The organism is Psychrobacter muriicola 2pS (assembly GCF_904846535.1).
Taxonomy (GTDB): Bacteria; Pseudomonadota; Gammaproteobacteria; order Pseudomonadales; family Moraxellaceae; genus Psychrobacter; species Psychrobacter aquimaris.
Genome location: NZ_CAJHBC010000007.1, coordinates 125,958 through 139,244 on the forward strand (window position 1 = coordinate 125,958; position 13,287 = coordinate 139,244).

Here is a 13,287-nt window from a genome sequence, read left to right on the forward strand (position 1 = left end):
GTTTAGTTCGCCATAAACAAGTCCATAAACTCATGTACAGGTGTGTGCTCTAAGCGTTTTTGATCGCTACAAAGCGCAAAAATATCCTGACAGCGACTGTCGATAAATCGCGTCGCCAAACTGGCACGAAACTTGGCTTCTAAGATAGGCAAGCCTTCTTTGCGGCGACGTTTATGTCCGATTGGGTATTCGACAGCAACCTTGTCGGTACTGCTACCATCTTTAAAGAATATCTGAATGGCATTGGCAATCGAGCGCTTACTTGGGTCATGATAATCTTTTGAATAACCCGCATCTTCTTCTACGATCATCTTGCGGCGTAGCCCATCGATCAAAACATGGTGCTGCGCATGATAATCGTCTTCATAATTTTCTGCCATTAAATCCCCAGTTAGCAAAGGCACCGCGACCATATATTGCAAACAATGATCTCGATCAGCAGGGTTGGCCAATGTGCCTTCTTTAGAGATGATTCTAATTGCGGATTCATGGGTGGTCAGGACAATTTTTTCAATATCGTCGATTCTATCGTCAATACGTGGATGTAAAATAACAGCAGCCTCGCAAGCGGTCTGTGCATGAAACTCGGCAGGGAAGCTTAACTTAAATAAGATATTTTCCATCACGTAACTGCCAAAATCACGCTGGAAAGTAAAACGGCGCTCGTTTTCAGGCTTAAGGGCTAAGTCTTTATTGGTATGGCTAAACAACACATCGTAAAAACCCCACTGCGGTGCGTAGAGTGCCCCAGGGATGCCCATTTCACCGCGACGGGTAATATCAACCAAGCGTACTGCGCGACTGGTGGCGTCGCCTGCCGCCCAAGATTTACGGCTACCGGCATTGGGTGCATGACGATAAGTACGCAATGCCTGACCATCGACGATCGCCTGCGAGATTGCAGCCATGATACGCTCACGTGGCAATTTATAGAGCTTGGCGACCACAGCGGTAGAGGCCAATTTAACTAAAAATACATGGTCAAGACCTACACGGTTGAATGAGTTTTCGAGTGCAATTACCCCCTGAATCTCATGCGCCATAATCATAGCCTCGAGCACCTCACGCATGGTTAATGGCTGATGATTACGACTGATATTTTGTTGGCTGATATAGTCGGCGACTGCTAGGATACTGCCTAAATTGTCCGAAGGATGTCCCCATTCAGCAGCCAGCCACGTGTCATTATAATCAAGCCAGCGCACGATACATCCAATATCAAAGGCGGCTTTGATAGGATCTAAACGATGGGATGTGCCTGGAACGCGCGCGCCATGGGGTGTTAGCTGATCGGCACAATCTGGTCCCAAATGCTTGGTGCACTCAGGGAAACGTAACGCAAGCAGGCCGCAACCAAGCGTATCCATTAAGCAGAGACGTGCGGTATTCCAAGCATCTGCGCTATTGGCGGAGTCGTTATCTATAGAATAGTTGAGCACATAATCAGCAATCTTTTGAATCTCAATATCGTATTCTGGTCGAACATTGCTTTCTACCGTTGCACTACTTGTATTTGAATTTGTTGTATCTGAGTTATCATTTGACATGGTTGTATCCTCTTCCTTGAGTGTGCTACTTCCTTGACCTGTTATCTCGGTAATGCTTTTAAATTAGCCATCATTTAAAAGTAGCATACTCAATATAAAACAACCAAATTGAATTATGTTAAGAATTAAAACCTTGCGAGCAGCGCGCTTAAATCATCAAATATAACAGACCTAACACAAATAAGGCCGCCATGATAAACAGCAGAAAACTTAATACTTTGTTCGTCGTGGAGGCAGTATCAGCACGCTCTTTTTTTACTTTGTTTTTCTTGGCAACGTATAGAACCATTTTTACATGCTCTATATTGTCTTCAAGATAATGATCACCTTCAGGTACAAATCCTAAAGATTCATAAAAGCTGAGTAAGTAGGCTTGTGCAGAGAGTATAATTGGGCGCTTCTTACCGTATTTTTTACGGCAGTGCGCAATAGCATGAATCATCATCTGCCGTGCGATACCCTCACCTCTGTGCTCTGATAATACCAGCACTCTACCGATGGCAGGCATAGCAGTATGATTGGTCTTAATCGTAGGGTCGGCGACTGATAGATTGGATTTTAATTTATTAAATTCAGGCGGAATGATACGGCAGTAGCCTACCAACGCCTCGTTTTGATGCGCGATAAGATGTAGGCAGTCAAAGTCTACCTCATCCATATCTTGATAAGCGCAGTTTTGCTCAACCACAAACACTTGCGATCGGGCTTTTAAAATATGGTACAGATCAACTGAGGTTAATTCATCAAAGGTTTTTATCGAAAATTCACAAGTCATAGTGGGCTAGCTTCTGGCAATAGGCGGTAAAAGATTGGCATTATAACGATTTAGGCACACATTAACCATTCCTAACCATTTAGAGTCTGGCTGATTTTATCCAAATTCAAGCTGTCAGACATGGCGCTAAATATCTCAAAATACTTCCCGTGTTTCTCATATAGCGCTTCATGCGTACCGGTTTCAACCACGCGACCATCTTCTATCACAACCAAGTCATCGGCATCGATAATTTGGGCAATGTTATGCGAGACCATAATCACGGTACGGTCTTTTTTGATGAGATCTAGACTTTTCTTCACTTGTTGGCTGGCGATGGCATCGAGGCTAGCAGTTGGTTCATCCAAAAACACAATGGGCGGATCTTTTAAAAACATCCGTGCCAGCGCGATACGCTGCTGTTGACCACCAGACAATGACTTTGCTGTACTCTCATAGCCTTCTGCTAAATTAATAATTTGCTCATGAATCGAGGCTTTTTTAGCAGCGACGATAATATCTTCATCAGTGGCATTCATATCGCCATAACGAATATTTTCGCTAATCGTACCTGAAAAAATATGATTACTTTGTAGCACCAAGCCAATATTCTGACGCAACTCATAGGTATCGCAGTCAGCCAAGTCATGCCCATCTAAGCAGATTGTGCCAGCATCTGGCGCGTAAAACTTGACCAATAGATTAATAATGGTACTCTTGCCAGCGCCGCTTAGGCCCACCAGCGCAGTAATACGATTGGGTTTAATAGTAAAGCTGACATCTTTTAGTGCTTGCGTGCCATTAGGATAAGTAAAATCAACGTTTTTCAGCTCAATGTGACCTTTTAGATTTTTACTGCTCCTACCATCGACATTTTCCACTTGCTCGTCATCTTCCAATATATCAAAAAAGCCTTCAGCATAAGTCAGAGCATTGTTGATTTGATCATAGATACGATGCAATTGACGAATAGGGGCGGCGACATTTTGAAACAACATGACATGGAATAAAATCATACCGATGGTCATCTGGCCTTTTAATACAAAGTAGGACGTTAGCACAATGATAACCACCACACCTATTTGTTCGATAAAGGTTTTTATTGCATCATAAATAAAACCAATACTACGAATACGCAGCTGATTGTCAGTCATGTCTTTTTGAATGGTTAAATGCTTTTCTGCTTCTATCGACTCACGGACAAAGGATTTCACCACGCTGATAGAATTAATCAGTGAGATCACCAAACCACTTTTGGCTTCTCTATAGCCACGCATCTGTCGACGAAAACCCTGTAGACGCCGCGCTTGTTTTTGACTGATAAAAAAGTAAATGGGAATGATAATAAGACCGACCAAGCCTATCCAAAAATTGGTCGAAAACATAATGATGAGTGAGACGATCGCACTGGCAAACAGCGGTAGCATATCGATAAAGAAGTTTTGCACTAAACTGGTTAAGCTGCTGACGCCATAATCGATACGCGTTTGCAACTTGCCGCTGTCGTTTTCGCTACTGGTATAAAATGCCATGCGGTAGGTCAAGATGCGCTCAATGATTTTTTGCGATAAATCACGTGATAGATTGATACGAATCTTTTCGCCGAAGAAGCGTTGCCCAAACGAGATGAATATCGACAAGATCTCTTTGGTTAAGAGTACCGCACTGATAATGGTCAGCATGCGCACGCCAGCTTCCCAAGGCTCAGCGAGGGTAGCGATTTCGGTCAAGGTATCAACGGCATAGCGCAGCACAAAGGCATTAACTTGCGCGGTAAAGGAGCCAAGCACCGTTAATATCAAAGTGGCAATAATTAAAACTTTATATGGCGCGGCAAAAACGGCAAGCTTTTTGAGGATATCCCACAGCAATGCGCGCCGCTCCGTTTTTTTGAGCGGTGTTTTTTTGTCTAATTGCATACGGCGTGGCTGGGGAGATATTGGCATATATTTTTTATGAATATTAGTAATTAGCCTTCATTATGTACTACTTTATTAGCGATTCCAAAAGGGATATGAACTGAAGGTAAAATACTAGCAGATTTTAAATGTAGCTTTTGATCATCAAAGAATATATGTGGCTTTAGTACCTCAAGTACCTTAGATTTATCAACTCCTCCCATAAAAAAAGCTTCATTGGCGAGAATATCCCACGCACGCATGGTATTAATTGCACGCTTATGTGAAGGTGCGTTTCTTGCTGTGACAATAGAAACCCTTAAAACTGGTTCATAATTAGGGTTTTTGAGCTTATAAGCATTTTCAAGTTTTTGAATATGAGAAATACGATCAATAAAATTCTTTAAAGGTCCTGGATTATGAGCGACATCTACCTTAGTAGACTCATGGGTGTGAAATTTATCAAGGTTTTTATTTTCTTTATAAATACTTTCAGACTCATCATCAATAATCACACCATCAAAATCGAACGCTATTCTTAATTGTCTATCATCAAGATCATCAGATATGTCACCGTGTAAAATTTGTCCTGCTGAATAACCAGCATCTATCGCTTGTTTAACATCACTTTCATTGGCAGACAAGAACAGTTCTATATCAAATGCAGGGATATACTTGTGCGCCGATTGCCCTTGCAAAAAAACAGCCCGAGTAATTGATAAATTATAGTGCTCGATGGAGTTCATAACTCTTAATCCTGTGTCAGGATCGTTACGAGATAACAGAATTACTTCAACTAGAGGATTGTTTATAGGATCATCTGAAAGTTCATTTAACTTTAATAGCCTTCTAATGAATGGATAGGCTACGCCCGTAGTAAGAGGAGTATCTTGGTTTTCACGCTGATACTCCCTATACACTTGCTCACCTTTCGTTCTGAATACTCCATCTGACTCGTCCAAGTCAAATAGAGCACTTGAAGACAATCCAATTACCAATCTTTTAGTCAGGTCGTATGCCATTTTAATATCCTTAATTAAAAACTGTCATTTGGCACAAAAACTTCACCGACCATGATACGCCTTGCTGAGCGGCTCATCGACACTTTTTTAGCTTGCCAGCGCCCATCGACCAGCTCAGTCTTACCACCGACAAGCAATGTACCTGATGGATGACCAAAACGCACCTCTGTCAGCTCGCCATCTCCTGCTGCTTGATTGACGAGTGTGCCTTGTGTAGTTGCGGCGGCAGCAATGGCGACTGCTGCTGTGCCCATCATGGCGTGATGCAGTTGCCCCATACTCATGGCACGAACGACCAAATCGATATCACTAGCATCAACTGACTTACCACTAGAGGCCGTATAGCTCTGCGCTGCGCCAACCCAAGCAACTTTAGGAATATGTTGACTGGTCTGTGCCTCGCTCACGTCTTTAAACAATCCCATCGCCACACCGCCTTTAGCACGGATTTTTTCAAGCTTGGCAAGTAGCGCGCTGTTACTATTGATGTCGCCTTGTAATTCAGTACCAGTAAAACCTAAATCTTCAGCTTTCATAAAGATGGTTGGGATACCTGCGCTGATAAAGGTGGCTTTGACGCTATCAGTATCAAGACCGCAGCCGGTCACATCGAAATCATCGACCAAGTTACCAGTAGGGAACATGTCGCTTGTGGCATCAACCGGATCGATAAACTCAATTTTAACTTCAGCTGCTGGGAAGGTCACACCATCTAACTCAAAGTCGCCCGTTTCTCGAACGTGTACTTTATCATTCGCGTCTTTATAGACTGGCACGTGCGCAATAATCGTTTTACCGATATTTTCTTGCCAAATGCGTACTTCACAAATACCGCTATCTACATTGTCATCGATGCTATTAGCAATCTTGTCGGTATCAACCAAACCCATATTAATAGCACAGGCACCGACGGCTGCGGTTAAGTTGCCACAGTTACCTGCCCAGTCAATCATAGGCTTGGCGATATTGACTTGTCCGAACAAGTAGTTTACATCATGGTCTGGTCTGTCAGAGGCCGATAAAATTACCGTCTTTGAGGTACTAGAGCTACCATTGCCAAGACCGTCGATTTGCTTGCCGTAAGGATCTGGGCTGCCGATGACACGTAATAGGAAGTTATCCCGCGCAGAGCCTGCGACTTGGCAACGCTCAGGTAAGTCAGACAATTTAAAGAAAGTGCCTTTTGAGGTGCCGCCGCGCATATAGGTAGCAGGGACAGATAGTTGCGGGGCGAAAGAAGCTTTTGATTTAGTATTGGTTTGGGCCACTGTATTAAGTCCTTTTTATATTGTTATAAGATTGGGTATGGCGTCATCAGCAAGTAAACACGAACGACTAAGAACGCTCATTAATAATGATAACGACAGGAGATAATCGTGAGGTAGTTATCATCGACGGCATATACCAACCGATTGGCGTCATCGATGCGTCTTGACCAAAATCCAGATAGATTTTCTTTTAGGGGTTCAGGTTTGCCAATGCCTTCAAATGGATTACGCTTACATTCGGTGATGAGTTTATTAATACGTTTGAGTGTTTTTTTGTCTTGCGTTTGCCAGTACAGATAGTCTTTCCACGCAGCGTCTGTCCATGCTAGTTGTTCACTCATTGTTAGACCCTTTGGATTGATTGAAGCCTTTGAGTTCAAGCATTCTCAGCGTTGATATCATTATTTTCTGCCGTATCAATTAGCTCACGCGTAACAGTCTTGCCAGCTTTATATTGGGCAATAGAGTCCGCTAAGTGCGCTGCATTGGCAGGAGATTTTAGCAGATAGACGGTTTCCATCAGGCTATTGTAATAATCAAGCGACATCACAACGGCATCATCAGCGTCACGGCGGGTCACGATAGTGGCATTGGCATCATCGTTTACCGTGTCTAGGACAGATTTTAGGTGCTTTCTTGCTTCTGAAAAACTAACGACTCTCATGGCTTACTCCTTTCATGACATTCTGCATTACTTGTACAATATATAGTACATATTACGCCATTGGTTAAGTAAACTCAATGTTTAGCTGCTATCTAGTACTTAGGAGTAAGTGACAAAACTCAGTGTATAGAACGTAAAAGCAAATAAAAGCCGATGTCATATAAATAGGTTATACAACATCGGCAACTTTCATACTTTATTGCTTATCACGCTAAAAATCTACAGGATAGCCTTAAACAATATCCAGCGTACCCTCGATAAACTCTTTAGCGAAGCGTTGTAGCATACCACCTGCGTTGTACATTTTTACTTCATCAGCCGTATCTAAGCGGCAGATAATAGGCGTCTCAGTGGTACTACCATCAGTACGATGGATCACTAGAGTCATCAATCCGCCAGCAGAGACTTCACCTGTGACATCAAAGGTTTCTGTGCCATCGATATTTAGCGTATGGCGAGTCGTGCCTTCCTCGAACTGTAGAGGTAGGGCGCCCATACCCACTAAGTTTTGACGATGAATACGCTCAAAGTCTTCGGCAACGACGGCTTCCACACCAGCGAGACGCACACCTTTGGCCGCCCAGTCACGGCTTGAGCCTTGACCATAGCCATCACCTGCGATGATGATAAGCGGCTGCTCACGGTCCATGTAGGTCTCAATTGCTTCCCACATACGCATGACTTGACCTTCTGGCTCGACGCGCGCCAGCGAGCCTTGGATAACTTCACCGCTTTTACTATCAAGGCCGTCGAGTACCATCTCGTTCAATAGCTTAGGATTGGCAAAGGTGGCACGTTGCGCGGTTAAATGATCACCGCGATGGGTAGCATAAGAGTTATAGTCCTCGGCAGGCAGACCCATAGTATCCAGATACTCGCCAGCTGCTGATGAGCCAAGAATAGCGTTTGATGGTGACATATGGTCAGTGGTGATGTTGTCACCAAGCACAGCTAACGGACGCATACCTTTTAGTTTGTTCATCGCTGCCATTTTGCCTTCCCAATACGGTGGACGGCGAATATAAGTGGTCATTTCACGCCAGTCGTACAATGGGCTTAACGCTTTGCCAGTGTCTTTTTTGGCTTCGTCAAACATGGGGATATATACGGCATTGAACTGCTCAGGCTTCACGGCAGCCGCGACGATAGCATCAACCTCATCATCATCAAACCAGATGTCTTTTAGATACACGTCATTGCCGTTTTGATCTTTGCCCAATGAGTCTTTTTCGATGTCAAATCGGATGTTACCTGCGATGGCATAAGCGATAACCAGTGGCGGTGATGCCAAAAATGCTTGCTTGGCATAGGGATGGATACGGCCGTCAAAGTTACGGTTACCGGATAGCACTGCCGTAGTGAACAAATCATTGTCGATGATTTCTTTTTCGATATCAGGATCAAGCGCGCCGCTCATACCGTTACACGTCGTACAAGCAAAGCCCACCACATCAAAACCGATTTCTTGCAATTCTGGCATCAGGCCTGCTTCTTCTAGGTACATCTTGACGGTTTTGGAGCCGGGTGCGAGTGAGGACTTCACCCAAGGTTTACGTAGTAATCCTTTGGCATTCGCGTTACGGGCGACGAGGCCCGCGGCTACCATATTGCGAGGGTTTGAGGTATTGGTACAGCTGGTAATCGCCGCGATAATCACTGCACCATCTGGCATCAAACCGTCTTTTGGTTCAGGCAGTTTTTCGTCAGCGCCATGTGCAATACCTTTGGCAACCAAGTCAGTGGTCGATACACGCGCATGTGGACGCGATGGGCCTGCCATATTACGTACCACTGCTGATAAATCAAACTCAAGGACGCGTGCGTATTCGGCTTTTTCCATACCGTCAGCCCACAAGCCAGTTTGCTTAGCATACTGCTCAACCAATTTGATCTGAGGCTCAGAACGACCAGTCAGACGTAGATAGTCAATGGTTTGCTCATCGATATAGAACATCGCAGCAGTTGCGCCATATTCAGGCGTCATATTGGAGATAGAAGCGCGGTCACCGACACTTAGCTGGCGTGCACCGTCACCGAAGAACTCAATATAGGTAGAGACCACGCCTGCGTCGCGCAAAAACTCGGTCATTGCCAGTACCAAGTCCGTACCAGTAATGCCTTTTTGCAATTTGCCCGTTAATTTGACGCCAACGTAATCAGGCAGGCGCATATAGGATGGGTTGCCTAGCATGACACTTTCGGCTTCAAGCCCGCCAACACCGATGGAGATAACGCCTAGCGCATCAACCATCGGCGTGTGGCTATCCGTACCGACCAACGTATCGGCAAACGCTACTTCTTCACCCGCTTTATTGTGCACAACCTGTACGACAGGTGACATTTTTTCTAGGTTAATTTGATGCATGATGCCGTTACCAGGCGGTACAACATTCACATTGTCAAAGGCATACTGGCACCAGTTGATAAAGTGAAAGCGGTCATCGTTGCGGCGCTCTTCAATCGCGCGGTTTTTCTCAAATGCGTCTTCTTCAAAGCCTGCGTGCTCAACCGCCAATGAATGATCAACGATAAGCTGAGTCGGCACGATAGGGTTTACTTTAGAAGGATCACCGCCTTGTTCAGCAATGGCATCACGCAAGCCAGCCAAATCAACAAAAGCCGTCTGACCCAAGATATCGTGACACACCACGCGGGCAGGGTACCAAGGAAAATCAAGATCTTGCTTGCCTTCGATATGCTGCTTTAGCGCATCGGTTAACTCTTCTGGTGGGCAACGGCGTACTAGGTTTTCACACAATACTTTTGATGAGTACGGGAGCTTGTCATAAGCACCCGCTTGGATACTCTCGACAGCCTCACGTGTGTCAAAATAATAAAGATCAGTACCTGGAAGCGGCTTTTTAAATTGTTCGTTCATTGGTTGTACTAGGGCGTTGTCCATAAGTCACCTTTGGCGGTTGGCTGATTTAAATGAATAATTAAGCGTCAATATTAGGTAAAAAAGTCATTCCTTTAGCAAAACCATCATTTGCTTTTGTAGGCTTTGCTAAAGAAGTGATATTAGAATTAAAAGGGCATGGTCTATAAAAAAGATAGCGTATGACGATTAAACCTAGAAAGATCATAGCAAGGCTCAATCATCATACTTCTATCAGCTAGCGGCAGTGCTAGCTGATAATAAACTTAACGCGCGCTCATATCTGGAACTGGACGCAGTTCTTCACCGATATATTCGGCACTTGGGCGAATAATACGGTTGTTCGCACGTTGCTCAAACACATGAGAGGCCCAGCCAGTCAAGCGTGAACAGACAAAAATAGGCGTGAACAACTTGGTTGGAATACCCATAAAGTGATAGGCTGACGCATGGAAAAAGTCAGCATTACAGAATAGCTTTTTCTCGCGCCACATGACTTCTTCACAGCGTACTGATACTGGATATAAAACTTCATCACCAACATCCGCTGCCAGTTTTTCAGCCCAACCTTTAATCACCAGGTTACGCGGATCTGATTCGCTATAGATAGCATGACCAAAGCCCATAATTTTGTCTTTACGTGCTAGCATACCCATCATCTCGGTTTCGGCTTCATCAGGTGAGCTAAAACCTTCAATCATATCCATCGCTGCTTCGTTAGCGCCGCCATGCAATGGACCACGTAGTGAACCGATTGCGCCAGTGATACAAGAATGAATGTCAGACAAAGTAGATGCACATACACGAGCGGTAAAGGTCGAGGCATTAAACTCATGCTCTGCGTACAAGATAAGCGAGACGTTCATGACTTTTTCGTGTAGCTCATTTGGTTTTTCGCCTTTAAGCAAATGCAAAAAATGACCGCCAATGGTAGCGTCATCCGTATCAGTCTCGATACGCACATTGTCATGAGTAAAACGATACCAGTAGTTGATGATCGATGGAAATGTGGCCAACATACGATCAGCTTTATCGTTTTGCTCAGCAAAGTCAGTTTCGGTCTCAAGATTACCAAGCATAGAGCAACCAGTACGTAACACATCCATTGGATGGGAGTCGGCTGGGATACGCTCAAGAACGTCTTTTAGCGCTTGCGGCAAACTGCGCAAGCTTTTGAGCTTAGCTTGATAGGCATCAAGTTCACTTTGAGTAGGCAAGTTGCCGTATAGTAGCAAATAGGCCACTTCTTCAAAAATACATTTATCTGCCAGCTCTGATACATCATAACCGCGATAGGTCAGACCAGAGCCTGATTTGCCGACGGTAGATAGAGCGGTCTTGCCAGCGACTTGTCCGCGTAGACCTGCGCCTGACAATACTTTTGTTGATTGGTTTTGTGCTGCCATGTTTACATTCCTTTTGTGGGTAGCTTTTTTGAGTTGAAAAAGGTAGTACTTATAAAGGGAGCTCTTATAATTAATTTGTTCAGTGATCCATTCATTAGTGAATTACTGACTACAGCTTTGGTTAAATACTACTTAGCCTCTGGGCCATCTAAATCGACATTACAACGCTTAAATTCAGCTTCGATAGGGCCATTCAAGACTTCCATGGCGCTGCCTTCGCCTTCAGCATTATTGATCTTCATATACTTGACACCCAGCGGTGACTCCATAAATGTCTGAATCTCAGTCATTTCTTCTGGAGTAGGTTCAGCCATTGGCGTTGCAACTTCTTCACCATTCATGACGCGCAATTGCTCATTGCCAAAAGCAATCAACTTTTTCCCCACATCTGATGTATAAAAGTCATCTAACGCTTTTAACTCTGCATCGGTAAACTGACTCTTATAAAAACGATCAACTTCCGCTTTACCCAAATTCTTATCACGTGATTCAAGGCAGCTGACTTGCTCTGCACTAAGTGCCCCACTATTAATAACTGGTGCAAATAGTAGGCTGTTGACGGTATCTAGCGTAATCGTTGTCATGACCAAGTCGTTTTGGGCATCAGTATCTGATGGTGCAGCTTGGGTAACAGCAGTATCGCTCGCATCAGTGGTGGTATCTTCAACGGTTTCTGGTGTTTTATCACAGCCCGTCATGAATAACAGCGCAGCAAGCGTGCTACTAAGTAGTGAGGATTTGACAACAGTATTAGACGTAAAAAATGACATAAATAACCTAAAATTAAATGAAGACGGATTTCGAAAAGATAAAGCACTCAAAGGTGATTTATCCTATCGGAGTTGCCAATGACTAATCATTAACTACTTATTATCAGCAAATAGCTTGTCTAGTGTCTGCTCAAACTCATGATAGTTTAAGAAATCATATAGCTCCATGCGAGTCTGCATGGTATCAACAACTTTTTCTTGTGTGCCATCAGTCAATAGATGCTGATAAACGTTCAACGCTGCTTTGTTCATCGCGCGGAAGGCTGATAGTGGATAGAGCACCATATCGACACCCACGCCATACAGCTGGTCAGTGGTATATAGATCTGTCTGACCAAACTCTGTCATGTTTGCTAATACTGGAATGTCGAGTACATCAGTAAATTTACGATACATCTCGATATCTGTGAGGGCTTCTGCAAAGATCATGTCTGCACCCGCTTCTTGAAAAGCAACGGCACGCTCAACAGCAGCGTCTAAGCCTTCCACCGATAGTGCATCTGTACGTGCCATTACCACAAAGTCAGTGTCAGTTTTGGCATCCAATGCGGCTTTTAGGCGATCAACCATTTCTGAGATACTGACGATCTCTTTATTTGGGCGGTGACCACAACGCTTTTGCGCGACTTGGTCTTCGATATGTACCGCTGCAACGCCTGCTTTCTCCATTTTTTTGATGGTTTGAGCAATGTTAAACGCGCCGCCAAAGCCAGTATCGATATCAACCAATAATGGCGTATCGACTGCATCGGTAATACGGCGGGCATCTTCTAGTACATTATCAAGACTGGTCATGCCAAGGTCGGGCAAACCAAATGAAGCGTTTGCCACGCCAGCACCAGAGAGGTACAACGCTTGATGACCGACCTGGGTTGCCATCATAGCGGTATAAGCGTTGATAGCACCTGCAATCTGTAGCGGTTGGTTATTGTCTTTTTTTTGAGTTAGAGCACTGCGAAAGCGTGCGCCTGCTGAAGGTAATGTCATATGAGTGTCCTTGCATAGAGAGGTAATATTATCGTTATTGTGTTCGATTATACCCAATAATCATTAACGGCAAAGCTTTGTTTAGGTGATTTT

At 44.2% G+C, this 13,287-nt stretch carries 11 protein-coding genes; all 11 read right to left on the minus strand.

Annotated features, from left to right (window positions below):
* Positions 1-2 precede the first annotated feature (2 nt).
* A complete protein-coding gene (locus JMX93_RS11235; RefSeq protein WP_499204777.1) occupies positions 3-1,547 on the minus strand; it encodes a bifunctional 2-methylcitrate dehydratase/aconitate hydratase in 1,545 nt (514 codons plus the stop codon).
* A gap of 148 nt (positions 1,548-1,695) precedes the next feature.
* Complete coding sequence (locus JMX93_RS11240) at positions 1,696-2,322, minus strand: GNAT family N-acetyltransferase (protein WP_198332445.1); 627 nt, start codon at positions 2,320-2,322, stop codon at positions 1,696-1,698.
* A gap of 71 nt (positions 2,323-2,393) precedes the next feature.
* Positions 2,394-4,220, minus strand: a complete 1,827-nt coding sequence (locus JMX93_RS11245) for an ABC transporter ATP-binding protein (RefSeq protein ID WP_499204788.1) — start codon at positions 4,218-4,220, stop codon at positions 2,394-2,396.
* Between the two features lie 50 nt (positions 4,221-4,270).
* Entirely contained in the window at positions 4,271-5,221 is a 951-nt protein-coding gene (locus tag JMX93_RS11250; protein WP_499204778.1) for a 5'-nucleotidase, read from the minus strand.
* Between the two features lie 14 nt (positions 5,222-5,235).
* On the minus strand, positions 5,236-6,489 hold the full coding sequence (prpF, locus tag JMX93_RS11255; protein ID WP_499204779.1) for a 2-methylaconitate cis-trans isomerase PrpF: 1,254 nt from the start codon (positions 6,487-6,489) through the stop codon (positions 5,236-5,238).
* An 80-nt stretch (positions 6,490-6,569) separates the two neighbouring features.
* Positions 6,570-6,830 carry a Txe/YoeB family addiction module toxin gene (locus JMX93_RS11260; RefSeq protein WP_037025847.1) on the minus strand — a complete coding sequence of 87 codons (261 nt, stop codon included), beginning with the start codon at positions 6,828-6,830 and terminating at the stop codon, positions 6,570-6,572.
* Positions 6,831-6,865: 35 nt separating this feature from the next.
* Positions 6,866-7,153 carry a type II toxin-antitoxin system Phd/YefM family antitoxin gene (locus JMX93_RS11265; RefSeq protein WP_201599351.1) on the minus strand — a complete coding sequence of 96 codons (288 nt, stop codon included), beginning with the start codon at positions 7,151-7,153 and terminating at the stop codon, positions 6,866-6,868.
* A gap of 232 nt (positions 7,154-7,385) precedes the next feature.
* Complete coding sequence (gene acnD / locus JMX93_RS11270; RefSeq protein ID WP_499204789.1) at positions 7,386-10,031, minus strand: Fe/S-dependent 2-methylisocitrate dehydratase AcnD; 2,646 nt, start codon at positions 10,029-10,031, stop codon at positions 7,386-7,388.
* A gap of 266 nt (positions 10,032-10,297) precedes the next feature.
* Entirely contained in the window at positions 10,298-11,437 is a 1,140-nt protein-coding gene (gene prpC, locus JMX93_RS11275) for a bifunctional 2-methylcitrate synthase/citrate synthase (protein ID WP_499204780.1), read from the minus strand.
* Positions 11,438-11,565: 128 nt separating this feature from the next.
* Entirely contained in the window at positions 11,566-12,207 is a 642-nt protein-coding gene (locus JMX93_RS11280) for a DUF2059 domain-containing protein (protein ID WP_499204781.1), read from the minus strand.
* A gap of 93 nt (positions 12,208-12,300) precedes the next feature.
* Positions 12,301-13,194, minus strand: a complete 894-nt coding sequence (gene prpB, locus JMX93_RS11285; protein WP_193011359.1) for a methylisocitrate lyase — start codon at positions 13,192-13,194, stop codon at positions 12,301-12,303.
* Positions 13,195-13,287 lie beyond the last annotated feature (93 nt).